At 69.8% G+C, this 24,229-nt stretch carries 25 protein-coding genes; 13 read left to right on the top strand and 12 right to left on the bottom strand.

Going from position 1 to position 24,229, the window contains the following annotated elements:
* Position 1: 1 nt before the first annotated feature.
* The gene (locus BBK82_RS40070) at positions 2–793 is read right to left on the bottom strand and encodes a S1 family peptidase (protein ID WP_065921737.1); all 792 of its coding nucleotides are present in this window, start codon (positions 791–793) and stop codon (positions 2–4) included.
* A gap of 135 nt (positions 794–928) precedes the next feature.
* Between BBK82_RS40070 and BBK82_RS40065 the strand changes: the two genes are divergently transcribed.
* A complete protein-coding gene (locus BBK82_RS40065; RefSeq protein WP_065919588.1) occupies positions 929–1,954 on the top strand; it encodes a PucR family transcriptional regulator in 1,026 nt (341 codons plus the stop codon).
* 12 nt (positions 1,955–1,966) lie between these two features.
* Here BBK82_RS40065 and BBK82_RS40060 read toward each other — a convergent pair whose 3' ends face one another.
* The 6 genes from BBK82_RS40060 to BBK82_RS40035 form a co-directional block, all read right to left on the bottom strand.
* Complete coding sequence (locus BBK82_RS40060; RefSeq protein WP_063798670.1) at positions 1,967–2,134, bottom strand: MbtH family protein; 168 nt, start codon at positions 2,132–2,134, stop codon at positions 1,967–1,969.
* 15 nt (positions 2,135–2,149) lie between these two features.
* Positions 2,150–2,875: a thioesterase II family protein gene (locus BBK82_RS40055; protein ID WP_065919587.1), complete on the bottom strand. Its 726-nt coding sequence runs from the start codon at positions 2,873–2,875 to the stop codon at positions 2,150–2,152.
* Positions 2,872–4,086, bottom strand: a complete 1,215-nt coding sequence (locus BBK82_RS40050) for a cytochrome P450 (RefSeq protein ID WP_065919586.1) — start codon at positions 4,084–4,086, stop codon at positions 2,872–2,874. Before BBK82_RS40050 ends, BBK82_RS40055 begins: the two co-directional genes overlap by 4 nt.
* Entirely contained in the window at positions 4,083–5,825 is a 1,743-nt protein-coding gene (locus BBK82_RS40045; RefSeq protein WP_065919585.1) for a non-ribosomal peptide synthetase, read from the bottom strand. Before BBK82_RS40045 ends, BBK82_RS40050 begins: the two co-directional genes overlap by 4 nt.
* 145 nt (positions 5,826–5,970) lie before the next feature.
* Entirely contained in the window at positions 5,971–6,279 is a 309-nt protein-coding gene (locus tag BBK82_RS40040) for an AzlD domain-containing protein (protein ID WP_065919584.1), read from the bottom strand.
* Complete coding sequence (locus BBK82_RS40035) at positions 6,276–6,905, bottom strand: AzlC family ABC transporter permease (protein WP_170068044.1); 630 nt, start codon at positions 6,903–6,905, stop codon at positions 6,276–6,278. The genes BBK82_RS40040 and BBK82_RS40035 overlap by 4 nt, the downstream gene beginning before the upstream one ends.
* Before the next feature lie 74 nt (positions 6,906–6,979).
* Between BBK82_RS40035 and BBK82_RS40030 the strand changes: the two genes are divergently transcribed.
* Complete coding sequence (locus BBK82_RS40030; protein WP_065919582.1) at positions 6,980–7,534, top strand: CGNR zinc finger domain-containing protein; 555 nt, start codon at positions 6,980–6,982, stop codon at positions 7,532–7,534.
* Here the strand turns inward: BBK82_RS40030 and BBK82_RS40025 are convergent.
* Entirely contained in the window at positions 7,503–9,041 is a 1,539-nt protein-coding gene (locus BBK82_RS40025; RefSeq protein WP_154697777.1) for a PIN-like domain-containing protein, read from the bottom strand. The two genes, BBK82_RS40030 and BBK82_RS40025, sit on opposite strands and share 32 nt — an antisense overlap.
* A 38-nt stretch (positions 9,042–9,079) precedes the next feature.
* Between BBK82_RS40025 and BBK82_RS49365 the strand changes: the two genes are divergently transcribed.
* The 4 genes from BBK82_RS49365 (at position 9,080) to BBK82_RS55920 (ending at position 12,203) form a co-directional block, all read left to right on the top strand.
* Positions 9,080–10,546: an ABC transporter substrate-binding protein/permease gene (locus BBK82_RS49365; RefSeq protein ID WP_083268506.1), complete on the top strand. Its 1,467-nt coding sequence runs from the start codon at positions 9,080–9,082 to the stop codon at positions 10,544–10,546.
* Positions 10,543–11,310, top strand: coding sequence for an amino acid ABC transporter ATP-binding protein (locus tag BBK82_RS40015; RefSeq protein ID WP_065919580.1), 768 nt, complete (start codon positions 10,543–10,545; stop codon positions 11,308–11,310). Before BBK82_RS49365 ends, BBK82_RS40015 begins: the two co-directional genes overlap by 4 nt.
* A complete protein-coding gene (locus BBK82_RS40010) occupies positions 11,310–11,615 on the top strand; it encodes a hypothetical protein (protein WP_065919579.1) in 306 nt (101 codons plus the stop codon). The genes BBK82_RS40015 and BBK82_RS40010 overlap by 1 nt, the downstream gene beginning before the upstream one ends.
* Positions 11,616–12,077: 462 nt before the next feature.
* The gene (locus BBK82_RS55920) at positions 12,078–12,203 is read left to right on the top strand and encodes a hypothetical protein (RefSeq protein WP_257785413.1); all 126 of its coding nucleotides are present in this window, start codon (positions 12,078–12,080) and stop codon (positions 12,201–12,203) included.
* Here BBK82_RS55920 and BBK82_RS40005 read toward each other — a convergent pair.
* On the bottom strand, positions 12,167–14,329 hold the full coding sequence (locus tag BBK82_RS40005; protein ID WP_065919578.1) for a COG1361 family protein: 2,163 nt from the start codon (positions 14,327–14,329) through the stop codon (positions 12,167–12,169). The genes BBK82_RS55920 and BBK82_RS40005 overlap by 37 nt on opposite strands.
* Positions 14,330–14,585: 256 nt before the next feature.
* On the opposite strand from BBK82_RS40005, the gene BBK82_RS40000 reads away from it, so the two are divergent.
* Entirely contained in the window at positions 14,586–15,407 is an 822-nt protein-coding gene (locus BBK82_RS40000) for a bestrophin-like domain (RefSeq protein ID WP_065919577.1), read from the top strand.
* On the opposite strand, the gene BBK82_RS39995 is transcribed toward BBK82_RS40000, so the two are convergent.
* On the bottom strand, positions 15,404–16,108 hold the full coding sequence (locus BBK82_RS39995; RefSeq protein ID WP_065919576.1) for a GntR family transcriptional regulator: 705 nt from the start codon (positions 16,106–16,108) through the stop codon (positions 15,404–15,406). The genes BBK82_RS40000 and BBK82_RS39995 overlap by 4 nt on opposite strands.
* Before the next feature lie 180 nt (positions 16,109–16,288).
* On the opposite strand from BBK82_RS39995, the gene BBK82_RS39990 reads away from it, so the two are divergent.
* From BBK82_RS39990 to BBK82_RS39970, 5 genes are read left to right on the top strand one after another with little or no spacing between them, the layout of a single operon-like run.
* A complete protein-coding gene (locus tag BBK82_RS39990) occupies positions 16,289–17,530 on the top strand; it encodes an extracellular solute-binding protein (protein WP_065919575.1) in 1,242 nt (413 codons plus the stop codon).
* A 17-nt stretch (positions 17,531–17,547) separates the two neighbouring features.
* The gene (locus BBK82_RS39985) at positions 17,548–18,480 is read left to right on the top strand and encodes a carbohydrate ABC transporter permease (protein ID WP_218920480.1); all 933 of its coding nucleotides are present in this window, start codon (positions 17,548–17,550) and stop codon (positions 18,478–18,480) included.
* Positions 18,477–19,298, top strand: a complete 822-nt coding sequence (locus BBK82_RS39980; RefSeq protein WP_065919574.1) for a carbohydrate ABC transporter permease — start codon at positions 18,477–18,479, stop codon at positions 19,296–19,298. The genes BBK82_RS39985 and BBK82_RS39980 overlap by 4 nt, the downstream gene beginning before the upstream one ends.
* Positions 19,295–20,734 (top strand): beta-N-acetylhexosaminidase, encoded by a 1,440-nt coding sequence (locus BBK82_RS39975; protein WP_065919573.1) that lies wholly within the window; start codon positions 19,295–19,297, stop codon positions 20,732–20,734. Before BBK82_RS39980 ends, BBK82_RS39975 begins: the two co-directional genes overlap by 4 nt.
* Positions 20,731–22,107, top strand: a complete 1,377-nt coding sequence (locus BBK82_RS39970) for a cellulose binding domain-containing protein (RefSeq protein ID WP_065919572.1) — start codon at positions 20,731–20,733, stop codon at positions 22,105–22,107. The genes BBK82_RS39975 and BBK82_RS39970 overlap by 4 nt, the downstream gene beginning before the upstream one ends.
* Here the strand turns inward: BBK82_RS39970 and BBK82_RS39965 are convergent.
* Both BBK82_RS39965 and BBK82_RS52500 read right to left on the bottom strand, forming a co-directional pair.
* Positions 22,068–22,697 (bottom strand): VOC family protein, encoded by a 630-nt coding sequence (locus BBK82_RS39965; RefSeq protein ID WP_065919571.1) that lies wholly within the window; start codon positions 22,695–22,697, stop codon positions 22,068–22,070. The two genes, BBK82_RS39970 and BBK82_RS39965, sit on opposite strands and share 40 nt — an antisense overlap.
* 20 nt (positions 22,698–22,717) lie before the next feature.
* Positions 22,718–23,551, bottom strand: a complete 834-nt coding sequence (locus BBK82_RS52500; RefSeq protein WP_065919570.1) for a nucleoside/nucleotide kinase family protein — start codon at positions 23,549–23,551, stop codon at positions 22,718–22,720.
* Positions 23,552–23,829: 278 nt separating this feature from the next.
* On the opposite strand from BBK82_RS52500, the gene BBK82_RS39955 reads away from it, so the two are divergent.
* A complete protein-coding gene (locus tag BBK82_RS39955; protein WP_065919569.1) occupies positions 23,830–24,228 on the top strand; it encodes a TOBE domain-containing protein in 399 nt (132 codons plus the stop codon).
* Position 24,229 lies beyond the last annotated feature (1 nt).

Here is a 24,229-nt window from a genome sequence, read left to right as displayed (position 1 = left end):
CTCAGCGGACGGTGGCGCGGATCCAGTCGGCGTGCGCGGGCGCGTTCGTGTAGAGACCGGGTCCGTTGGCGCAGATCGCGTCGGTGTCGCCGGGGCCGAGGGTGACGCCGACGAGCTCCCACCGGCCGTGCTTGCCGCGCTGGACCTGCGGGCCGCCCGAGTCGCCGATGCACGCCATCGCACCCGGCTTGCGGCTGACGGTGCACAGCCGGGTCGCGTCGGCGAAACCGGGCGCGCACTCGTCCGGCGTGCCGATGCGCGTGTCGAGCTGCTGGAGCCGCGACGGGAACCGCGCCTCGGTGATGTCGATCGTGTCCAGCGTCGTGCCGAACCCGAGCAGCCGCGTGGGGGTGCCCGGCCGGGCGGTCCCGGCCACGTGGATCGGCCGCTGGGCCACCGGGCGGTCGAGCCGGACCAAGGCGATGTCGTGCTCGTTCGGCGCTGCGAGCCGGTACCCGGGGTGGCGAACCACGCGGTCGATCGCCCGCACGCTGCCACCGTGTGTCCTGTGTGGACTACCGATGCGCACCACGCCGTCGGGAACGGCGCCGGTGCCCTCCGGGTCGACGCAGTGCGCCGCCGTCACCACCCAGCGCGGGTGGACCAAGGTCGCCCCGCAGACACCCCGCACACCACCCATTTCCGGCACTGACACCGGGATCGACGCCATGAACCCGTAGAGCTCGGTGGAGTCCTTGCCGTTCACGATCGCGTTCGCGTTGCCCACCAGCGTCGTCGCACCGAGTGCTCCGGCCAGGACCGCGCCCGCTGTCAAGGACCTCAGCTTCACCATGTTGTTCCTTCGTTCCGTTCCGACGATCGTGACCAGCATGGACGTCGGCGAAGACGATCTCCATCCAGCAGGCCGCCCGGCCGGTGGTGGAGCGTGCTCTACCCGCCGTGCAGCCACATGTGCATGATGAGAACCATGGTTGAGCTGCTCGAAGGAGGTGCGGCTGTCCTGACGACAGGACAGCGGCTGCGGGACGTGCAGCGCGCGATGTTCGACTGCCTGGCGGACGAGGGGATCGACGGACTGCTCGCGCTCTTCACCGCGGCGACCGGCGAACCCTGTGTGCTCATCAGGCTTCCCGACCAGGTCATCGCGAGCTCGCCACCGGGGTTCCGGTGGCCGCCCGACGACGCGGACGGCGCACAGCTGTTGCCCATCAACGCCGACGTGCCGCACGCGTTGTTCGCCGCGGCCCGCACGCCGTTCGCCGACGACCTCGCGGGACACGTGGCCGGCCTGGCCCGGCTGGAGCTCGCACGGGTGCAGGCGCTCAAGGCGGGCAGGCGGGAGCTGACCGGGCAGGTGATCGAGGACCTGGTGCGGTCGGCGATCTCCTCCAGCGAGGCGGCGCGCAGGCTCACCGCGGCGGGTGTCGACCCGGCCGCGACGCACAGCGTGCTGCTGGTGTCCGACGCGCCGGTGGAGCTCGACGACCTGACCGACGTCGTGGTCGCGCGCATCGGCCCGTACGAAGCCGTTGTGCTGGAAGGAGATCGGTCACCGCACGAGCTCACCCGGTTGCTCGTGAAGAGCGCCACCTCGGTCGGCGTCGGGGGACCCTACCGCGGCGTGCACGGGCTGCGCTGGGCGTTCCTGGAGGCGCAGGAGGCGGTGAGCAGGGGACCGGGCGTGCACGAGGGCCGGGTGATCGACATGCCGCGCCTGCTCATGTCGAACCCCGACCTGCCCGTGCGCGAGGTGGCGCGCAAGGTGCTCCAGCCGGTGCTCGCCTTCGACGCCGAGCACGGCGGGCAGCTGATGCGGACCCTGGAGGTGTTCCTGGAGTCCGGCGGCTCACCGCAGCTGGCCGCGAAGGAGCTGTTCGTGCACCGCAACACCGTTCGCTACCGGCTGGAGCAGATCGAGCGCGTCACGGGCCTCTCCCTGAGCTCGGTCGAGGCCCGTGTCAACCTCTGGCTGGCGATGCGCGCGGTCGCCTGACTAGCGACGGACCTAGCGACGGCTGAGCGGCCGCATGTCCGTCCACAGCTCGTCGATGCGCGCGAGGCACTCGGCCCGCGTGCCCGGCTCGCCGACCACGCGCCACCCGGCGGGCGGTTGCGCGGTGGCAGGCCACACCGAGTACTGCTCCTCGGCGTTCACCACAACGGTCGTGTCCATTGCGCTATCCCTTCCTCACACCAAGACACCCAGCTCGTCCGACACCGCCGTCAGCACGTCGCGCCACCCGTCCTCGGAGAACAGGTGCGCGCCCTGGACCTGCCGCAGCAGGAACGGTCCCGTCGTGCCGACGGCCCACTGCGCCATGTCCTCGGCGCTGACCATCGGGTCCCGCTTGCCGTGGAACGCCGTGAGCGGGCACGTCAGCGGCTCGCCCGACCGGTCCAGGTAGCCGTCCGCGATGCGCAGGTCCGCGCGCACCAACGGCAGCAGCATCTCCATCAGGTCCTCGTCGGCCATGATCTCCTCGGCCAGCCCGAGATCGGCGAGCTTGGCCCGCAGCGCCGGCTCGTCCAGCGTGCCCAGCACCGGCATCGGCACGTCGGGCAACGGCGGGTTGCAGCTCGCCACGAACACGTGCGTCGGCTCGACCCCGCGTTCGGCCCGCATCCGCCGCGACAGCTCGAACGCGAGCACCGCGCCCATGCTGTGGCCGAAGAACGCGAACGGCCGGTCGGTCACCGCCTTCACCGGCTCGGTGAGCGCGTCGACGAGCAGCTCCAGCGACGTGAACGGCTCCTCGCGCCACCGCTCCGCGCGGCCGGGCAGCCGTGCCGCCAGGACCTCGACCCCTGGCGGCACCGCCTTCTCCCAGCCGCGGAACACCGACGCCGACCCACCCGCGTACGGGAAGCAGATCAGCCGCACCGCGCCGTCTCCCGGCTCGGGGAACCAGGTCACGACGCCCAGACCTCGAGCGGGAGGTGCCGGATGCCGAGGGCGAAGTTGGAGTGCAACTTCTCGACCTCACCCGCGAGCCGGAACCGCAGGCCGCGCTTGACCATCTCGCCGAGCAGCAGCTCCATCTCCAGCCTTGCCACCACCGCGCCGATGCAGTGGTGCCGGCCGAGCCCGAACGTGAGGTGCTTGTTCGGGTTGCGGGCGATGTCGAACACGTCCGCGTCGGGGAACACGTCCTCGTCGCGGTTGGCGGAGGAGTTCCACAGGGTGACCGCGTCGCCCTCCTTGACCTCCTGGCCGCGGATCACGATGTCGCGCGTGACGTGCCGCTGCACGTACGTGTTCGTCGCGGTCCAGCGGAACAGCTCCTCCATCGCCGTGGGCAGCAGCTCCGGGTGCGCGAGCAACCGCTCGTAGGCGTCGGGGTGGTCGAGGAACGTCATGATGCTGTACGACGAGGTGTGCGCGGTGGTCTCGTTGCCGCCGACCGCGACGTTCATGCAGTTGTAGAGGATCTCCGACTCGCTCATCGGCTCGCCGTTGATCTCGGCCTTGGTGAGCAGGCTGATCAGGTCGTCGCCGGGGTTCTCCCGGCGTTCCTGGATGAGGTCGTAGAAGAACTCGAAGATGTCGACCTGGGCCCGGATCAGCGTCTGCGCCGCCGTCGCGTCACCGCGGTACTCGCTGTCGCGGAACCCGATCATCGTGCGGGTCAGGCGCTGCAGCATGGACGCCTTGTCCAGGGGCAGCTCCATCGTGCCGAGCAGCACGCCCGTGGGCAGCGCCAGCGAGATGTCGACGGCCCAGTCACCACCGCCGTCCGCGACCATCTTGTCCAGTGCCGCGTTGACGGTCGCCGTGACACCCTCGCGGGCCTTGTCCATCTTCAGCGGGTTGAAGCCCGCATTGTGCACCGACTTGCGCAGGTGCTGGTGGCGCGGCGGGTCGGTGGCGATCAGCATCTGCCCGCTCGCCGTGTCCGTCTCGCTGCGGTACGAGCCGCCGAGCATGGTGCCCTTGGACGAGCTGTAGACCTCGGTGTTCAGGTAGGCCTCTGCCACGTCGTCGTACTTGGTCAGCGCCCAGAAACCGCCGTCGGCCGTCGGGTTCCAGTAGACGGGTGCGTTGTGCCGCAACCACTTGTACGCCTCGATCGGGTCACCGTTGGCGAACAGGTCGGTGCCGCCGAGGTCGATCTGCGTCGTCGTCACTTGCTCTCCTCGATCACGCGGGCCAGGCCGCGCAGGGTGCTGTGTTCGAACAGGAGACCGGCATCGACCTTGATGCCGAACTCGCGCGCGATCGCGCTGCGGGCGCGGAAGGCGAGCAGCGAATGCCCACCCAGCTCGAAGAAGTCGTCCTCGGCACCCACGTCCTCGATGTTGAGCAGCCGCTCCCACAACGCGACCAGCCACCGTTCGGTGTCGGTCTCCGGCTCGACCCGGCGGGCGATCCGCTGCACCGCACGGCTGCGCAGCTCGGCCAGCGCGTCGCGGTCCCGCTTGCCGTTCGAGGTGAGCGGCATCTGCTGGATCACCGTGAACGACGCCGGCACCATGTGCGGCGGCAGCTTGGTGGTGACGAACTCCTTGAGCTCCACAGTGGACAGGTCGTCGCTCGCGGGCACCACGAACGCCGCCAGCCTGCGGTCGCCGTCGAACTCCTCGACCAGCACCGCCGCCTGCCGCACCTGCGGGTGCGCGAAGATCCCCTGCTCCACCTCGGCCGGCTCGACCCGGTGGCCGCGGATCTTGAACTGCCCGTCGAGCCTGCCCAGGAACTCGAGCTGACCCTGCTCGTTCTCCCTGACCCGGTCGCCGGTCGTGTAGACGCGGGTGCCGGGCGCGCCGAACGGGCTGGGCACGAACCGGTCCGCGGTCAGGCTCGCCGGCCCGAGGTAACCCCTGGCCACACCGATGCCGCCGACCAGCAGCTCGCCGGCCTCACCGCGCGGGACGGGCTGCATGTTCTCGTCGACCACGTAGGTCTCGTAGCCGTCGATCGCGGTGCCGATCGGGATGGCGCCGGTGTCGTCGGGCACCTCGGTGATCTGGAACGCCGTCGCCGCCGTCGTGATCTCGCTGGGCCCGTAGAGGTTGTAGAAGTCGCCCTTGAACTTGCCGCCCAGGATCGCCCGGCAGGTCGCGGGCAGGATCACGTCACCGCCGCTGCACAGGTGCTTGAGCGAGGCGAACGTGTTGCGGTCGACCCGGCACACCTCGTTCAGCACGGTCGCCGGCACCAGCATCATGGACACCTTGCGGCGCTTCAGCTCCCGTTGCAGGTCGGTCGGCAGCAGCGAGCCCATCCGCGGCAGCACGACGACCTCGGCGCCGACCGCGAGCGCCGACCACACCTCCAGCGTGATGCCGTCGAAGGACACGCTGGAGATCTGCCCGACCTTGTCCTCGTGGGTGAGCTTGGGCAGGCTCGGGTTGACCGCGAGCGCCGCGATGTTGCGGTGCTCGAACACGATCCCCTTGGGCTCACCGGTCGAACCGGACGTGTACAGCACGCACGCCGGGTCCTCGGGGATCGGCCGCGCGGCGACCGGCGTCGCCTCCCCGGTCCGGTCGGGCGTCCACTCGACCGCCTCGACGTCCTGGGGCAGCTTGACGCCCGGCCGGGTGATGACGAGGCGGACCTCGCCGTCCCGCAGCATGACGTCCCGCCGCTGCGCCGGGTAGTTCGCGTCGATCGACAGGTACGCGCCGCCGGCCTTCGCGACCGCCAGCATGGCGACCACGACCGGCACGCCCCGGTCGAGCAGGACGCCGACGTTGTCGCCGGGCTGGACCCCCTTGCCGGCCAACAGGTTCGCCAGCACGTCCGAGCGCTCGTCAAGATCGGCGTAGGTGAGGGTGGTGTCGTCGTCGCTCACCGCGGGCCGGTCGCCGTGGCGAGCGCGGCTGGCCGCGAAGAGCTCGGGCAGAGTGAGGGTGGAGTCCATCGCATCCTTCCAAGCCTGTTCGTCCAAACAGGACAGGTGGTGGTGCTGGTCCTACCCTCTCGACGCTATTGCCGGTCGTGGTGGCGGGCCATGGACGTTCGCACAACGATCGGCCCCGGTTTCTGTGCGTTCACCTGGTTTCCGCTCAGACGAGTGCCCTGGTCGCCGCCGTGGCCGCGACCGCCACCAGCACGACGACCAGCAGCGGCGCCTTCAGGAGCAGCGCTACCAGTGCCGCTCCCAGCCCAGCCGCCCGCTCGTCGAGCTGGAACTCGTGGCCGCTGGTGAAGATCTGCACGGCTATGAGTGCGGACAGCACAACTGGTGACACGAGCATGAGCACCTGTTTGGCTTTCTCGGACGGTTTCCAGCTGCCGAGCGCCACCGGCCCGGCCGCCTTCACGACGATCGTGATCACGCCGAGGATGATGACGACCCACCACACTTCGTTCATTTCACGAGTCCCATCAAGCAAACGAGGCTGGCGACCGCGATCGGCACGCCGGCCGGGGTGAACGGCACGAGGATGAGCGCTGTGGCAACGGCTGTCAGTGCCGCGATGCGGGTCTTGGGCGAGTCGAGCTGGTTCCACAGCAGGGCGAAGAAGATCGCCGGGCTGACCATGTCGAGCCCCCACGCCTCCACGCTGACGTTCTTGAACGCGAACACCCCGATCGCCGTGCCCGCGAGCCACACGACGTAGACCGCCGCTCCGGCCTGCAGGAGCAGCCTCGCGTCGTGCCCGCCGTCGGGCGTCCGGCTCAACGCCCAGGTCTCGTCGCCGAGCAGTTGGGCCTGTGCCGCTCTGGAGTACCAGGGCCCTTTGTAGGCCGTGGACGCCGTGACGCCCATGGGCAGGTACCGGAGGTTGAGCAGCACGCCGGCGAGGATGGCGCTGACCGCCCCGCCGCCCGCCGCCAGCACCGCCGCACTGCCGACCTGTGCCGCCCCGCCGAACGTGGTCGCCGACATGACCAGCGCGGACTCGATGCCGAACCCGGCCGTCGTCGCCACGGCGCCGAAGGAGATCCCGAACAGGAACGCGGCCGTGGCCACCGGAGCGATGGCCTGCAGTCTCATGGTTCGAGGTTGCGTGTAATTAGCATCAGCCATAATGACTACTTACGCTAGGATGGGTAGCGAAAGGGGTCAAGATGCGGTTCGGTGATTACACGGATCCGGTGGTGACGCTGGCCGAGGACGTGGTGAACTCGTACCGGCACAGCGTGGGCGTGGACGACCTGTCACCTGCGCTTTTGACGTCTTTGGCGCGCGCCCGAGGCTGGCAGGGCGCTGACGCTACCTCCGCGGATGTGTCCGCGGTTCGTTCGTTGCGAGACCCGTTGCGGTCGGTGTTCGAGACGCACTCGGTGTTCGCGGCGAACGCGCTGGTGGCCTCGTCGGGGCTGGTGCCGGAGTTGGTCGCCCATGACGGGCTGCCGTGGCACCTGCACCTGTCGGGGGCCGGGGTGGCGTTGCCGGCGTGGGTGGCCGGGCAAGCTGCTTTCGGGCTGCTGTCGGTGATCGAGATGGGTGGGGTGTCGCGGTTGCACCGGTGTGCGGGGCCGGACTGCTTCGCGGTGTTCGTGGACCTGTCGCGGAACCAGTCGCGGGTGTTCTGCAGTCCGGCGGTGTGCGGGAACCGGGTGCACGTGAAGGCGCACCGGGCCCGGAAGGCTATTGGCCCACGTAGTCGGGGTTCGGCCTGAGCTCCAGTTGCTGATGAGCGAGATCGAAGCCTGCCTTGCTCGCCACCGATGCGTAGTACTCGGGGTCTGACAGCGGCGCGTGTTGTAGAACCATGATCACTGGTCTTACGTGCGCTGGGTCTTGTACACGTGAGGCGATAGCCAGTAGTTCGTCGAAAGGACTTTCTCGGCCCCAGCAAACGGACCGGATGTCCGTGCCGTTGGTCGCGTAACAGTGGTTCGGCACCACTCCCTTGCTGTCGGGTAGCTGATGCCAATCTGGACCGCAGGCGGCGACGACGATCTCGTCGACAGTCTGATATCGACGCGGAACCAGATGTGCGTAGGGCCCTCTTCCGTCGAGCGCGTCCAGGTTGTGGTGGAGTTCCGTCTCCTTGATCCACTCGCGAGCTTGCTCAGCGGGCATGTAGTCCAGCAGCACGCCGCCGATCAGCGGGTCCTCGATCCACTCGCTGAACACCCGGTACTCCTTCCGCGAGGGCAGCAACGAGTCGTGCTCGTTCGCGAGTCTTCGGTAGATCTCCGCTACAACACCCTTCGCCACATCAACCGGTATCGGCTCCGCGTTCGTGGTCTCGACGCGCTCGATGTCCTCGGCCGACTCCGGGTTGACGTGCACGTCCGTCAGCGAGTCAGCCCTCCTGATGAGCTCTGACGCAGTGATCATGAACAGCCGGTGTCCGGTGCACCGGCGGAACTCCGCCATCAACTCCAGTCGCGGCCCGCGCAACTGCCCCTTCGTGCGCCGCCACCAGTCGTCCTTCCCGTCACTTGTCACCAGCAGCACGTCACGGGGTTGCCGCTCGGCCTCCAACAGCACCTGTTTCCAGACCAGGTAGTCGCCTGCACGCCCCTCCGCGTCGGGCTTGTCCTTGTCCTGGTAACCAGGCGGTTCCTTCGCTGCGATGCGGCGCTCTGCCTCGACCACTGCTGCGTCGTGGTCCTCCGGCGACAGCGCCGCACCCGTCCGACCTGCCACGATCGAACCCAGGGCCGCCACGATCTCGTCGGCGTTCGTGTCGTGCGGGTGCGCATTGGCCGCGGCCTGCTCGCTGATCGTGTGCCGAACAGCCTGAAACGCCCCGTTCAACCGCGTCAGCAACCCGTCCCGTTCACCCTCCGGCAGGTAGATTCGGTTGCTCCACGCCCGCACCGCCTCCTCGGCGTCCTGCCTGGCCTTGTCGAGCTTGGTCAGCGACTCCTTGGGCGTCTCACCCAACTGGTCGATGACCGATTCCCGGTTGCGCCAGAACTCGCGCATGACCTGGTGCGGGATCCAGAGGCTGTCGCCGAGGGACTGCATGACCTTGATGAGGTCGGCGCGGGTGGTGCTGTTGAAGCGGTAGAGGTTCAACAGCACGTTGGCGTCGAACACGACCATGCCGCTGGTCAGCGTGTCCTTGTAGTCGTCCTCGGTCGCTGTCCTGTAGTCCTCGAAGCCCTCGAAGATCCCACCCGTCACGGCCGGGGATCGTACCGAGACGAGGCTTCCCGCATAGTGGATCAACGAGCGGGGTCACCCGGATGGGCTCTAACCTCCCACCCATGCGACACGTGCTCAAGGGCGCGGTGCTGTTCCTCCTGCTGCTGGCAACCACAGCAACGCCGGTGAGTGCGAGCCAAGAACAGACCGTGGTCCGCGTCGGTACCGAGGGAACATATCCGCCGTTCTCCTTCCACGAACCCGGCTCGCCGGAGCTGACCGGGTACGACATCGAGGTCGTGAAGGCGATCGCCGCCAAGGCCGGGTGGCGGGTGGAGTTCGTGGAGACGCAGTGGGATGCGATCTTCCCGGCGCTGGACGCGAGCCGGATCGACGTCATCGCCAACCAGGTGTCGCGCAACCAGGAGCGGGACGCGAAGTACGGGTTGTCGGACACCTACACGTACTCGCGCGGGGTGGTCGTGCGCCGCAAGGGTGACGACCGGATCAAGACGCTCGCCGACCTCAGTGGCAAGACGACCGCGCAGTCGAGCACCAGCAACTGGGCGAAGGTGGCGAAGGACGCCGGGGCGGACGTCGAGGCGGTCGAGGGGTTCGCGCAGGCCGCCGCTCTCCTCACCCAGGGGCGGGTCGACGCGATCGTCAACGACAACATCGCGGTGCTGGACTACCTGGCGAGCACCGGCAGCACCGACGTCGAGATCGCGGGCAACGCCGAGGACGAGGTCAGTGAGCAGGTGCTGGCGTTCCGCAAGGGCGACGAGCAGCTCAAGGCGCAGGCGAACCAGGCGATCCAGGCGTTGAAGGCCGACGGGACTCTCAACACGATCTCGCAGAAGTACTTCAAGGCCAACGTGTCGGTGCCGGACGGCGGCACCGCCGACCTGAGCCAGGGACGTGGGCCGCGCAGCACCTGGGAGGTGGTGCGGAGCACGGCGTGGCCGATGTTCGTGGGGCTGGTGAAGGTCACCGTTCCGCTGACGGCGTTGAGCTTCGCCATCGGGCTCGCGCTCGCCCTGCTCGTCGCGCTCGCCCGGATCTCCAGCTACAAGGTGCTGAGCGGGCTGGCGCGGGCGTTCATCTCGGTCATCCGCGGCACGCCGTTGCTGCTGCAGCTGTTCATCGTGTTCTACGGGTTGCCGCAGGTGGGGCTGAAGTTCCCGCCGTTCACCGCGGCGGTGATCGCGTTCAGCCTCAACGTCGCCGGGTACGCGGCCGAGGTGATCAGGTCGGCGATCCTGGCGGTGCCGAAGGGGCAGTTCGAGGCCGCGCAGACGATCGGGTTGAACTACCCGCAGACGCTGCGCAGGATCATCCTGCCGCAGGCGGCGAGGACCGCGGTGCCACCGTTGTCGAACACGCTGCTGTCGCTGCTGAAGGACACGTCGCTCGGCTCGGTGGTGCTGCTGACGGAGCTCTTCCGCGAGTCGCAGCTGGCCGCGGCGGAGAGCAACGAGTTCCTCGTGCTGTACTCGTTCGCCGGTCTCTACTACTGGGTGGTGTGCGTGGCGCTGTCCGGTGCCCAGAAACGTCTCGAAAACCGACTGAGCAGGTACGTGATCGCATGACCGAGCCCCGCATCCGAGTGCACGGCCTGGAGAAGTCCTTCGGCGACAACCAGGTGCTGCGCGGCGTCGACTTCACCGCCGAGCAGGGCACCGCGACCGTCCTCATCGGACCGTCCGGCTCCGGCAAGACGACGGTCCTGCGCTCGTTGAACGCGCTGGAGACCCCGGAACGCGGCGTCGTGGGCATCGACGACGTGGAGGTCGACTTCGCCGCGCTGCCCGCGGGCAAGGCGGGGCGGGCGCAGAAGGACCGGCTGCGCGCGCAGAGCGGCATGGTGTTCCAGGCGCACAACCTGTTCCCGCACCGCACGGTCCTCGAGAACGTCATCGAGGGCCCGGTCGTCGCCCAGCAGCGCACCCGCGAGGAGGCGGTGGCGGACGCGCGGGTGTTGCTGGACCAGGTCGGCCTCGCCGACAAGGCGGACGCCTACCCGTCGCAGCTCTCCGGCGGCCAGCAGCAACGCGTCGGCATCGCGCGGGCCCTGGCGCTGAAGCCGCGCGTGGTGCTGTTCGACGAACCCACCTCCGCCCTCGACCCCGAACTGGTGGGGGAGGTGCTGACCGTCATCAAAGACCTGGCCTCGCAGGGCTGGACGCTCGTGGTCGTCACCCACGAGATCCGGTTCGCCGAGCACGTGGCCGACCAGGTGCTGTTCCTCGACGGCGGCCTGATCGTCGAGCACGGGCCGAGCGCGCAGGTGATCGGCGACCCGCGGGAGGAGCGCACGCGGAGGTTCCTCAAGCGGATCCTGGACCCGGGCTGATGCAGGACCGGCCGGAGCTGACCGATGCCGAGCTGGCCCGCGGGCTGGCTCGGTTCGGCATCACGGACGCGGTCGCGATGTACGCGGCGGTCGGGTTCGGGGATCACCACTGGGCGGTTCGCCGCGGGTCCGAGCGGTGGTTCACGTCGGTGGTCGACCTCGCGCACAAGGACATCGGCCGGGTGCGGCAGGCGATGCGGACCGCGCTGGCGGTGGAGTTTTCCTTCGTGGCGTCGCTGCGGGCGGACGATGGTGAGAGGTGGCCAAGGCAGTATGCGTTGAGCGTGTTCCGCATATCGAGGTGACAGCCTGGTAGTTCGGCCGGTCTGTGGTAATGCCGATCGTGACCAGATGCTGGGCTTGCTCGTGCAGCCGCTCGGCCACCCGCCACCCGCCACCCGCCGCCCGTCGATACCCGCGGTGTCGCTGACCTGCCCAGATCGCGGTACCTCGTTCGACGAACCGTGTCACGGCGAGCCGCACGCGCGGGCTGCGGAAGGGCGGCTCGCCGCGACACGTCGGACTGCTCGCGGCCGACCCGGCCGAGTTCGCTCGGAATCGATCCCGACTGGCGCCCCCGCGGGGGGATCGGCGGCCCCCACTCCAATCGTCGCAGCCGACACTGACAGTTCAGCGATCCGGAGATCGACATCGACTCAGTTGTCCACAGGAGCCGAGCTGTCCACAGATCCCAGGCGTGGACGTCCGGCCGGTGGTTCCACCCACTAGGCTGGAAATCGGGGGGCCCCGCGCTCGAGCTGTTCCGGTTGAGGTTGCGGCTCGACGACGTCTGCTACTTCTTCGCGCTGTTCCGGGCACCGCACGACCACACGCCCGACACGGACGCGTCGTGGGGCTACCTCACCGGGACGCTCGCGGAGCTCAGCGCCTGACGCCGGACAGCACGCTCGCCACCATCGCCATCACCACCGCGCTGATGATCGCCGCCACCCCGCCGACCGCCGGCTTCGAGATCGGCTGCACCTCCGCGACCGGCTCCGGAGCGGCGGGCACCGGCTCGGCGACCGGCGGTGGCGGGGACGGGGATGGGGATGGGACGGGACGGGGACGGGGACGGGGACGGTGGCGGGGGAGCCGACACCAGCGCGACCCGCACGTCGGCCGAGTCGCTGATCGCCGATCCGGTGACGGCGCTCGACACGATCAAGCGGGCGTTCAGGGGTGCGGTGGCGGTGCACGTGTAGGTGAGGCGTTCGCCCGGCGCGAGGGTCGGGATGTTCCGGCGGCAGGACACCGGCTCGCCGCTGACCCGCACGTCGTCGATCCTCATCGCGGACGGGTTGGCGATGGTCACGGTGATCGTGACCAGTTCGCCGTCCCTGGCGCGGTCGGTGGACCAGGCGGCGGCGATCGTCAGCCTGGGGTAGATCACGGTGTACTTCGCGGACGCCTCGGTGCGGACCGACCCGCCCAGCTGGTCGGCGGCGGTCACGGTCACCACCGCGGCGCCGCTCTCCTCGCCCGCGACCACCGTGCACTCCACAGTGGACGAAGCGCCGGGATCGAGGCGGGGGATCACGCCGCACTCCGCCGTGCTGCGCGCCGAGACGCCCGACAGCACGGCGTCACCGGAGTTGGTGACCACGGTCGTGAGCTTCAGCTGCCCACCTGGCAGCACGGTCGAAGGCGAGGCCGTGGTCGACGCCTTCAGGGCCGGGTGCAGCACGTCGACCGGTGTCGAGGCGCGGGCGGTCAGGGGATCGCCGGCGAGGGACCTGCCGGACGCGTCGGTGACGGCGGTGAAGTTGTCCTGTTCGGCCTTGGACACGCAGGTCCGGGTCACGGAGGCACGGGGTGCGAGGGTTCCCGCGTCCTGGCCGCACACCACGACGCCCGCGGCGGGGGCGTCGCCGACGTTGGTCACCACCGCGGTCCGGCTGACATCACCGCCGGGGTAGGCGGCCAGAGCGCCGGGGGTGACGTTCACCGTGAGCCCGGGCAGCGGGAACGACCACGCCAGGCTCTGCACCAGGAACGCGTCCTCGTCGCGGGCGAGGGTCAGCTCGGCGGTGCGGGCGCCCGGTGGGAGCTGCTCGCTCGACACGGACAGGGTGCGGGCGTCGACGCTCATGTTGTTCAGAGTCGCCGGTGCTGTAGCACCGTCCGCAGACGACACGAAGAAGTTGTTGCGATCGCCCAGCGTGGTGCCGTTGATCAGCAGGCGGTCGCCGCCGGTGCCCCAGTCGCCCTCGTAGCCCACGACGCCGAACCGGGTCACGCCTCCGGCCGCGCGGGTGGGGGAGACCTGGGTGCGGATGGTGTTCGCGGTGGTGGTGAGGCGGACGTGGCCGCCGTGCACGACGACCCGGCGTTGCGCGGGAGCGGCGGAGACGGCCGTGGCGAAGCGCCACACGACCGTCACCGACCAGCCGCCGAAGCAGTCGGGGCCCTGCGGGGTCCAGATGTTGCCGACCGTGAGGTCGGCACTGCCGCGGACGGCGGCGAAGCGGGCCGTCACGTCGGCTTCCGCGCTGTAGAACTGGTTGTCGGTGTGTCCGATGACGCCGGGGTCGTCGAGCACCGCGGTGAACCGGTCGACCACGCCGGCGGTTCCGTTCACCACCAGGGCGACCGGCTGGGTGCGCGGGTCGCCGGGTGGTTCTTCGCCGCGCAGGCAGCGCGCGTTGCCCGCCCAGCCGAGCTTCGCGTAGGCGATCTCGGCGCCGTCCGGGATCGTCACGCGGGCGCGCGAGGAGTTGAACGTCGCCGGGTCGGCGTCGACGTCGGTCCACATCATCCGGTGGCTGTTGTTCAGGACGCCGCGCCCGTGGCCGGAGCGCCTCTGCCCGTCCACACAGGACTGCGGCGGGTACCTGGGGTCCGGGCCTGCCTGCTCGGGCGTCGGGCACGTCACGACCGCGTTGCCGACCACGGCCACGTCGCCGTACACCGCCGCGTCGAACTGCGTGTGCCAGATCTCCGCGGCCCTGGACGGCGGTGCCGGCGTGAACAGGGCGAGGAACACCACGACTGCGGACAGGACGACGACAACGCGCACGCGACCACTCCTCATCGGGCAGGCGCGGGCCAGGATGGCACACCTGCCCAGAACACGGCCGCCGCGGATCTCACCGTCCGTAGAGGACAGCAGGGCCTCGGTTCCCTCGTTGGAGCGAGCGGCAGTGCGCGGTCACCCGGTCGGTCGACCGCGTGAAAGGTTTGAACCACGTTCCACCACTCGCTCAGCCCAAGACGACCGCCGCAAAGCGTGATTCCCGTGCCCGGTCCTGGCGAGCCGCCGCCGGACTGTGCCCATGATGGACGCCGCAGCCGCCGACAGCGAAGGACCCGACCGCATGCTGATGATCCTCGCCATCACCGGCGTGGCGGTGGTGGTCACCATCGTCGTGACCGTCCTGGTCGGACGGTCGAGAGATCACGAGCAGGCCGACGACCGCGACGCCGACTCGCGCGGCTTCCTCGGCGCGGTGCTGAGCGGGCTCTTCATCGTGGCGCTGGCCTTCTACACGGTGATCGTGTGGGAGGACGCGTCGAGCGTGGAGGACAACTCGGCCGCGGAGGCCGCCGCCGTCGCCGACTCGTACTGGCAGACCGCGGTTCTCCCGCAACCACAGCGCGACCGCGTCCGCACCCTGCTGCGCGACTACGCCAAGTCCGTTGCGGACAACGAGTGGCCGCAGCTGGCCGAGGGCTCCACCGACGACCGCACCGACCAGGTGCTGGACGCGCTGCACATGGAGATCGTCAGCCTCCCCGCGACGCCCGAACAGGTGAAGAGCGCGCGGGACAAGATGGTCGAACGCGTCCGCGACATCCGCGACCAGCGCCGTGGACGGGTGGACGCCTCGCAGGGCCTGAGCATGACCGGGCAGCTCATGCTGGGCGCGACCCTGGTCGGCGCCCTCGCGATGATCGTGTTCCCGCTGCTGATGGGTTTCACGGCGCGGGCCCGGCACGTCGTGCAGATGGCGATCACGGCGGGCGTCCTCGCTGCCGTGTGCGCTGTGTGCGTGGGCATGTCGCACCCGTACAAGGGTTGGCTGCAGGTCGGGCCGGACGCGTTCGTGAGCGTGTCCGAGGAACTGGACCGGATCCCGGTCGAGAAGAGTCCCTAGAAGGTCAGCCGCGACACGATCCGGTACCGGTCACCCCGGTAGATCGAGTGCACGTACTCGACCTGCCGCCCCTGCGCGTCCGTCGTCAGCCGCTCGAACAGCAACGCCGGCGCCAGCACCGGCACGTCCAGCAGCGCGGACTCCGTGTCGTTCGTGACCGTCGGCTCGATCGACTGCACGGCGTCGCGCACGTGCACGTCGTGCTCGCGCAGGCGTTCGTAGAAGTCGCCGGACTCCATGTCGTGCAACGTCAACCCCGGCGCGACGGCGACGGGTACGTGCAGGTGCTCGATCGCCACCGGCTCGCCGTCGACCAGGCGCAGGCGAGCGATGTAGTGGATCTCCGCGGCGGGGGAGATGTGCAGGCGGCGGCCCACGCGGGCGCCCGCCGGGACCTTGGCGTGCTCCAGGACGCGGCTCGACCAGGTGCCCGAGGCGGCCGGCGCGGTCATGGCGTGGGAGTCGGAGACGAGCTCCTGGGTGATCTTGGCGCGGGCCACGAAGGTGCCGCGGCCGTGCTGGCGGACCAGCAGGCCGAGGTTGACCAGCTCCTCCACGGCGCTGCGCACGGTGGGGCGGGAGACGGAGAGCTGTTGGCACAGCACGCGTTCGGCCGGGATCGGGGCGCCGGAGGGGTGGGTCTCGATGAGCTCCAGCAGGTGGTCGCGGACCCGCTCGCGCTTGAGGATCGGCTCTCCCATGGCACCTCCGCTGGCTGAGCGGCCAGTATTGCATACCACTGGTAAGTAACCAGTCTGTTGGAGATCGAGAGCGCTCTCACGCGTCTAACCAGGCTATTGACGTGCGAAGTGGTCTATGCCACTTTCTACCTCACCCATCGGACCTGACCAATTGGTCACATCACTCCGGAGAGGTGAGCCGTGCCGCGTCGTTCTGCCGCCCTGCTCGTGCTGGCTCTCGCGTTGTCCGCCTGCGGATCCTCCGGCGGGGGAGGTGGGGGCAAGGAGGAGATCACCGTCTGGTTGATGAAGGACACCGCGACCGACGAGTTCGTGCAGCGGTTCGAGACCGAGTTCGAACGCGAGCACACCGGGCTGGACCTCAAGATCCAGATCCAGGAGTGGAACGGCATCACGCAGAAGGTGACCAGTGCGCTGGCCAGCACCGATCCGCCCGACGTGATCGAGGTCGGCAACACCCAGGTCGCCCAGTACGTGGCCAGCAAGGGCGTGACCGACCTCAGCGGCAAGAAGGCCGAGCTGGGCGGTGACGACTGGATCCCCGGCCTGGCCGAGCCCGGCGCGGTGGACGGCAAGCAGTACGGCGTCCCTTTCTACGCGGCCAACCGGGTGGTGATCTACCGCAAGGACCTCTTCGCGGCGGCCGGTGTCACGCCGCCCAAGACCCGCGCGGAGTGGCTGGAGACCACGAAGAAGCTCGACCAGGGCGACCAGCAGGGCATCTACCTGCCCGGCCAGAACTGGTACACCCTCGCCGGCTTCGTCTGGGACGAGGGCGGTGACCTCGCCGAGCAGTCCGGTGACAGCTGGAAGGGCACGCTCAACACTCCGCAGGCGTTGGCGGGCATGGACTTCTACAAGCAGCTGCAGGCGCTCGGCGACGGGCCGAAGGACTCCGACGAGGCCAAGCCGCAGCAGACCGACGTGGTCGCCACCGGCAAGGTCGCCCAGTACATCGCGGCGCCCGGTTCGGCGAAGCTCGTCGCCAAGGCCAACCCGGCGCTCGCCGAGCAGCTCGGCTTCTTCCCGATCCCCGGCAAGACCGCCGAGCGGCCCGGCGCGGTGTTCACCGGCGGTTCCGACCTGGTCATCCCGCTCGCCTCGTCCCGCCAGGACGGCGCCTACCAGGTGGTCAAGGCGCTGGCGGGGGAGAAGTGGCAGGTCGAGCTGGCCAAGACGATGAACTACGTGCCGAACCGCAAGTCGCTCGCCACCAAGATCGGCGACGACCCCGGCACGACCGCGATGGCCAAGGGCGCCGCCAACGGGCACGCCACCCCGAACTCGCCGAACTGGGCCGCCGTCGAGGCGCGCAACCCGATCAAGGAGTTCCAGACCGCCGTGCTGACCGGCACCGACCCGGCCGCCGCCGCGGCGCAGGCCGACGCCGTGATCACCCAAGCCCTCAACTCGGGCAAGTAGTGGCGGCGACGCTGACGGTGGAGCGACCGGTCACGCCGGCCGCTCCGCCCGCTCCCCAGCGCCGCAAACGGGTGGTGCTGCCGTACCTGCTGATCGCGCCGACCGTGCTCACCACCGCGTACCTGCTGGTGTACCCGCTGGTGCGCAACGTGATCATCTCGTTCCAGCGGTTCGGGCTGCCGGAGCTCGTGCGTGGCGACGCCCAGTTCGTCGGGTTCGCCAACTACGCGAAGGTGCTGGCCGACGCGGAGTTCTGGGCCGTGGTGCGCAGGACGCTGTGGTTCACCGCGATCAACGTCGTGCTGATCATGCTGCTGTCCACGCTGGTCGCGCTGCTGCTGATGCGGCTGGGGAAGTGGTTGCGGCTGCTGGTGATGGGCGGGCTCGTGCTCACCTGGGCCACGCCGATCATCGCGGCCACCACGGTGTTCCAGTGGCTCTTCCAGTCCCGGCTGGGCGTGGTCAACTGGCTGCTCGTCTCGCTCGGGTTCGAGGAGTACCGCGACTACACGTGGTTCGCGAACGGCGAGGCCACGTTCGGAATCCTGGTCGGGTTGGTCGTCTGGCAGTCCGTGCCGTTCGCCGCGTTGTCGTTATACGCCGCGATGGTCACAGTGCCGACTGAACTCTACGAGTCGGCGCGGATCGACGGCGCCGGCGCGTGGCGGGTGTTCTCGACCATCACCTTCCCGATGCTGCGGGCGATGTTCGGCCTGATCACGTGCCTGGAGGTGATCTGGGTGGTCAAGGCGTTCGTGCAGATCTGGGTGATCAGCCAGGGCGGGCCGGGGCAGTCGACGACGACGCTGCCGGTCTACGCGTTCCAGGTCGCGCAGTCGTTGCAGCGCTACGACCTCGGCGCCGCGGTGTCGATGCTCATGGTGCTGCTGCTGGTGATCGCGTTGCTCGCGTACTTCCGCGTGCTCTACCGGCAGGAGCGGGAAGCATGACCGGGCGGGTGCTCAGGACGGTCGCGGCGCTGGTGGTGTTCGCCGTGGCGGTGTTCCCGGTGTACTGGATGGTGCTGACGGCGTTCAAGCCGACCAAGGACATCCAGAGCGCGACACCGACGTTCCTGCCGATCTCGATCACCTTCGAGCACTTCGGCACGGCGGTCGCGGCGCAGGGCTTCTTCTCGTTCTGGCGCAACAGCCTGCTTGTGGCCGGCGGGGCGGTGCTGCTGGCGTTGCTGGTGGCCCTGCTCGCGGCCTACGCGGTGGCGCGGCTGCGGTGGCGGGGGCGGCGGGCGTTCGTGCTGATGGTGTTCATCGCGCAGATGACGCCGTGGGAGGCGCTGCTGATCCCGATCTACGTGATCGCGCGCGACACCGGCATGCTCGACACGCTGTGGATGCTGACGCTGGTCTACTTCATGATCACGCTGCCGTTCACGATCGTCACGCTGCGCGGGTTCCTCGCCGCGATCCCGCCGGACCTGGAGGAGGCGGCGCTGGTCGACGGCTGCTCGCGCGGGCAGGCGTTCCGGCGGGTCGTGTTCCCGTTGCTGGCGCCGGGGTTGCTGGCCACCTCGCTCTTCGGGTTCATCACGGCGTGGAACGAGTTCGCCTTCGCCAACGTGCTGATCATCAAGGACCAGGACGACCGCACGCTGCCGGTGTGGCTGTCGTCGTTCCAGAACACCTTCGGCACCGACTGGGGCGCCACGATGGCCGCCTCGACGCTGTTCATGCTGCCGGTGTTGCTGATCTTCGTGGTGCTGCAGGGCCGGGTCACCACCGGCATCGTCGGGGGAGCGGTGAAGGGATGACACCAGTGCTCGTGCCACAACCCACGCGCATGGTCGCGCGCGGCAAGGGTTTTCCGCTGACGGCGGAGACCGCGATCCGGCCGGGGCCCGGCGCGGAGGGCGCCGCCAGGATGCTGCGCTCGTTGCTGCGCCCGGCCACCGGGTTGCCGTTGCCGTCCACGAAGGACGGACGGATCGTGCTGACGCTCGACGAGCGGATGGTCGGGCTGGGCGCGGAGGGTTACGCGCTCACCGTCACCGAGCACGGCGTCCTGCTGCGCGCCGGGACGTCCGCCGGACTGATGCACGGCGTCCAGACGATCCGGCAGCTGTTGCCCGCCCAGGTCTACCGCTCGTCGCGGGCGTCCGGGGTGGACTGGGTGCTGCCCGGTGTCGACGTGCGGGACGTGCCGCGGCTGCCGTGGCGCGGGCTGATGCTCGACGTGGCCCGGCACTTCCAGCCGGTGCACGTGCTGCGCCGGTTCGTCGACCTGATGGCCGTGCACAAGCTGAACGTCCTGCACCTGCACCTGACCGACGACCAGGGCTGGCGGCTGCCGGTGCCGGGCTACCCGCTGCTCACCGAGGTCGGCGGGTGGCGCGCGGAGACCAACGGCGACGGCGTGCCGCACGGCGGCAGCTACACCCGCACCGAGCTGGAGAACCTGGTGGCCTTCGCGGCCGACCGCGGTGTGCGGATCGTGCCCGAGATCGAGATGCCCGGTCACGCCCGTGCCGCGATCGCCGCCTATCCCGAGCTGGGCGACGGCCGGGTGGAGCCGGTGTGGACCACCTGGGGCATCAGCGACTCCGCGTTCACTCCGGACGCCGTCAAGTTCTGCCAGGACGTGCTGGCCGAGGTGATGGAGATCTTCCCCGGCTCGCACGTGCACATCGGCGGTGACGAGTGCCCGATGCCCGAGGACGACCGCAGCCGGTTCCTCCAGCAGGCGGCTCAGTTCCTGCTGGACAACGGCCGCACACCCGTGGCGTGGGAACCGACCGGCGACCCGCGTTCGGTCGTGATGCCGTGGCGTGACGAGGACCAGGCCGCGGAAGCGTTGCGGCGCGGCCAGGACGTCGTCATGACCCTGCACACCTCGACCTACCTCGACTACCCGCAGTCGGCATCGCCGGACGAACCGCCCGGCCAGCCCGGTTTCGTGGTGACGGCCGAGGACGTCTACCACGTGCCGCTGCCCGAAGGCGTGCTCGGTGCGCAGTGCCAGCTCTGGACCGAGCACGTCCGGACCCGCGAACACCTGGAGCAGATGGCGTTCCCGCGCCTGGCCGCGCTCGCCGACACGCTCTGGACCGCCGAGCCCTCGTGGGAGGGCTTCGTGACCCGCATGCGCCCGCACAACGCTCGCCTCGCCGAGCTGGCGCTCCGTCCACTGCAGACCAGAGAGGAGTTCGACTCCCGGTCCACCCCTGCCGTCCCCAGGAGAGATTCGTGAAGAAACGCAACCTGATAGCGATCACTGCCGCCGCACTGACGGTCGCCGGCCTGGCGACCGCACCGTCCGCGTTCGCCGCCGACGCCCTGACCGCACACCACCGCACCAGCGCCGCCGCCGCGTCCGTCGACCAGGTCGAACCGTGGCTGAAGGTGGTCAACACCGGCACCACGACCGTGCCGCTGTCCGAGGTGAAGATCCGCTACTACTTCCAGTCCGACACCCCGGACGTCGGCTACCGCTTCGCCTGCTCGTGGGCGGTCCGCGGCTGCGGCAACGTCACCGGCCAGTTCGGCACCCTGACGGGTGGCCCAGCCGACCGATACCTGGAGGTCGGCTTCACCTCCGGCGCCGGCACGCTGAGCCCCGGCACCGACTCCGGTGACCTGCAGCTCCGCTTCTACCGCACCAACTGGAGCCGGATCGTCCAGAGCGACGACTACTCCTACCGCGCCGACTCGAGCTACTCGGCGTGGAACCGGGTGACGGTCCACCGCGGCAGCACGCTGCTGTGGGGCACCCCGCCCGGCGGCACGGGCCCGACGACCACGACGACGACCACCACGTCGTCGAACCCCGGCAGCGGCCCGGCCTTGTTCGACGACTTCAACTACTCGAGCTCGGGCGACAGCCGCATCTCCCAGCGCGGCTGGACCGTGCGCTCGGGTGGCGGCGGTCCCGGCGTGCCCGGTGCGACCTGGGACCCGTCGCGCGTCACGTTCCCGACCGTGGGCGGCCAGAAGGTCATGCGCCTCGACTCGTGGAACAACGGCTCCGCCGCCGCGCAGACCGAGATGTTCCACCAGCGCAAGTTCTTCGAGGGCACCTACGCCGCGCGCGTCAAGTTCTCCGACGCACCGGTGTTCGGCCCCGACGGCGACCACGTGGTGCAGACGTTCTTCACCATCACGCCGCTGAACGCGCCGATGGACCCGAACTACGGCGAGCTGGACTTCGAGTACCTGCCCAACGGCGGCTGGGGCGAACCGGCCAACGTGATGTACGAGACCACCTGGGAGACCTACCAGAACGAGCCCTGGCTGGCCGACAACACCCACACCGCGCAACGCCAGAGCTACGCCGGCTGGCACGACCTGGTGATCCAGGTCAGCGGCGGCAGGGTCAAGTACTTCATCGACGGCGCCCAGGTCGCCGACCACGGTGACAAGTACTACCCGGAGACGCCGATGTCGATCAACTTCAACCTGTGGTTCATCTCCGGCGGCCTGGTCGGCAGCGGCGCGGAGCGGGCCTACCAGCAGGAGGTCGACTGGGTGTACTTCGCGAAGGACCGGGTGCTCTCGCCGGCGCAGGTCACGTCCGCGGTGAACGGCTACCGCGGTTCCGGCGTGGACCACGTCGACAACGTGTGAGTGCCGCGGGGCCCGGAGATCCGTGCTGTGAGCGCGGGCTCCGGGCCCCGTTGCGTCTGCACGTCGGTTCCCAGGGCGCGCAGCTGGGGCGCGATGTCGTCGGGGTGTTCGACGTGGAAGTGCCGCAGCGTCAGGCCTTGCGGCGCGGTGGTGGCCGGTGACGGGGTGTCGCCCCAGCTGACCAGGAAAGGGATGACGCCGCCCTGCAGCGCGTTGGTGGTGAGGCGCCAGGTGATCAGGCCGCCCTCGGGGGTGCGGCGCTGGCCGTCGATCGCGGGGCCGGGGTCGAAGCCGTTGGTGATGGCGGTTGCTCTTGCCTGGTCGACGTCCTCGACGGTGAGGGCCCAGCCGACGAGGCCGGGGCCACGCATGCCGTCGACGCCGAACGGGCGGGGCAGCGCGGGTTCGGGCTGGGCCGGGTCGGGGGCGATGAGCTCCAGGTAGGTGTGCGGGCCGAGGGCGAGCAGGCGGTTGTGGGTGCCGAGGCCGATGTGCTGACCTCCACCGGCGGCGCGCACGCCGAAGAGCTGCTCGAACTCGTCGACGCCGGCTTCGAGGTCGGCAACCGCGTACACGAGGTGGTCGATCATGGCGCTCCTCCGGTCGGTGGTCAGCCCGTGGTGGCGAGGTAGACCCAGGCGGGGCCGGTGCTCAAGTCCACCAGGCAACGCCGGTAGTCGTCGACCTCGTACACGTCGGCCGCCGCGAGCTCGGTCGTCGTCACGGTCAGCACCGTGCCCTTCGTCGTGTCGGCGGGGTCGCCGGTGGGGCGGACGATCGGGTGCCGGTCGGTGCCGCTCACCGCGACGACGTCCGGGTCGGTGATCGTCACCCAGTCCTGGCTGTGGCCGGGCAGCACGTCCGGAACGCCCGCGAGCACGCGGCCGAAGCGTTCGCGTTGCACCGGCTCCAGTTGGAGGGTGCCGTAGGAGAACAGGCGGGTGGTGGCGCCGGCCGGGCCGCCGATGCGGTTCAGCTGCGGGTGGGCGAGGTCGTCGTTGCCCACGACGACCGTGGCGGAGGCGGCGGGGTCGACCTCGGCGAGGTAGCGGCGGCTTGCGGCGTGGTAGCGGTGGTCGAAGCTGTGCGCGGCCTGCGCTTCGCCGCCGAGCAGGCTCGCATCCCGCTGGGTGCCGCGGGACCTGGCGATGTCGAAGGCGGTGTCGACGAAGACGACCTCGTCCCAGGCCAGGTCGCGTTGCAGGAAGCTGCCGTCCACGACGAGCACCAGGTCCTCGGGGGCGGTGACCGCGGGTTCGTCGGCCGGGGTGTCGGTGCGCAGGTCGATGATCCGGGTGCGGTACCGGCGGTCGCCACCGGGGCCGAGCGGGGTGAGGACGAGGCGGTCGAACGCGGCGAAGTCGTAGGCGTCGGCGTAGTAGCCGTCGGCGGAGTCGCGGCCCTGGCGGTGGCGGTGGGCGCGGGGGTGGTGGAAGCCGTCCATGGACAGGTGGCGGCGGGCGGCCGCGGCGGCGACGGCGGCGGTGAGCTCGCGGCCAGGGAGGTCTTGCCCGCGGCCGTGACGCCGTCGACGGCGACGCGCAGGGGGTGGCCGGGCCGGTGGGCGGCGAGGTGGTCGGCGATCCTGGCCACGACGCGGGTGCGGGCCGCAGAGGTGATCATGAGATCAGCCTACGTGCGGTCGTGGTTTTTGGAACGGAACCGCAGAAGCCACCAAAGCCGGGGCTTGCGTCCGCAGGTGCGGAACATAGGATGTGCGGCATGCCGAACCTGCGGATCAGCGAGGCCGCCGCGTTGCTGGGGGTCAGCGACGACACCGTGCGCCGGTGGGTGGACCAGGGGCGCCTCAACGCGACCGTGTCCGAGAACGGGCGCAAGGCGATCGACGGCAAGGAGCTCGCGGCGTTCGCCCAGCGGGTCGCGGAGGGGGCGGAGCCGGGGACGACGGTCGCGGCGTCGGCGCGCAACCGGATGCGCGGGATCGTCACGCGCGTGCTCAAGGACGGGGTGATGGCGCAGGTCGAGATGCAGGCCGGGCCGTTCCGCGTGGTGTCGCTGATGAGCAGGGAGGCGGCGGACGAGCTCGGGCTCGAGGCCGGCAGCGTCGCCGTCGCGTCCATCAAGTCGACCCACGTCGTCGTCGAGATCCCGGAGGCCTGAG

This window comes from Lentzea guizhouensis, from assembly GCF_001701025.1.
Taxonomy (GTDB): domain Bacteria; phylum Actinomycetota; class Actinomycetes; order Mycobacteriales; family Pseudonocardiaceae; genus Lentzea; species Lentzea guizhouensis.
Note: the sequence above shows the minus strand (reverse complement) of the source record. Positions and strands in the feature narration are given on the sequence as shown.

Bases quoted from the DNA above. Each gene is read 5' to 3' on its own strand.
- BBK82_RS40070 (WP_065921737.1), bottom strand. From the start codon at position 793: ATGGTGAAGCTGAGGTCCTTGACAGCGGGCGCGGTCCTGGCCGGAGCA.
- BBK82_RS40065 (WP_065919588.1), top strand. From the start codon at position 929: ATGGTTGAGCTGCTCGAAGGAGGTGCGGCTGTCCTGACGACAGGACAG.
- BBK82_RS40060 (WP_063798670.1), bottom strand. From the start codon at position 2,134: ATGGACACGACCGTTGTGGTGAACGCCGAGGAGCAGTACTCGGTGTGG.
- BBK82_RS40045 (WP_065919585.1), bottom strand. From the start codon at position 5,825: ATGGACTCCACCCTCACTCTGCCCGAGCTCTTCGCGGCCAGCCGCGCT.
- BBK82_RS40040 (WP_065919584.1), bottom strand. From the start codon at position 6,279: ATGAACGAAGTGTGGTGGGTCGTCATCATCCTCGGCGTGATCACGATC.
- BBK82_RS40035 (WP_170068044.1), bottom strand. From the start codon at position 6,905: ATGAGACTGCAGGCCATCGCTCCGGTGGCCACGGCCGCGTTCCTGTTC.
- BBK82_RS40030 (WP_065919582.1), top strand. From the start codon at position 6,980: ATGCGGTTCGGTGATTACACGGATCCGGTGGTGACGCTGGCCGAGGAC.
- BBK82_RS49365 (WP_083268506.1), top strand. From the start codon at position 9,080: ATGCGACACGTGCTCAAGGGCGCGGTGCTGTTCCTCCTGCTGCTGGCA.
- BBK82_RS40015 (WP_065919580.1), top strand. From the start codon at position 10,543: ATGACCGAGCCCCGCATCCGAGTGCACGGCCTGGAGAAGTCCTTCGGC.
- BBK82_RS40010 (WP_065919579.1), top strand. From the start codon at position 11,310: ATGCAGGACCGGCCGGAGCTGACCGATGCCGAGCTGGCCCGCGGGCTG.
- BBK82_RS40000 (WP_065919577.1), top strand. From the start codon at position 14,586: ATGATGGACGCCGCAGCCGCCGACAGCGAAGGACCCGACCGCATGCTG.
- BBK82_RS39995 (WP_065919576.1), bottom strand. From the start codon at position 16,108: ATGGGAGAGCCGATCCTCAAGCGCGAGCGGGTCCGCGACCACCTGCTG.
- BBK82_RS39980 (WP_065919574.1), top strand. From the start codon at position 18,477: ATGACCGGGCGGGTGCTCAGGACGGTCGCGGCGCTGGTGGTGTTCGCC.
- BBK82_RS39975 (WP_065919573.1), top strand. From the start codon at position 19,295: ATGACACCAGTGCTCGTGCCACAACCCACGCGCATGGTCGCGCGCGGC.
- BBK82_RS39965 (WP_065919571.1), bottom strand. From the start codon at position 22,697: ATGATCGACCACCTCGTGTACGCGGTTGCCGACCTCGAAGCCGGCGTC.
- BBK82_RS52500 (WP_065919570.1), bottom strand. From the start codon at position 23,551: ATGGACGGCTTCCACCACCCCCGCGCCCACCGCCACCGCCAGGGCCGC.
- BBK82_RS39955 (WP_065919569.1), top strand. From the start codon at position 23,830: ATGCCGAACCTGCGGATCAGCGAGGCCGCCGCGTTGCTGGGGGTCAGC.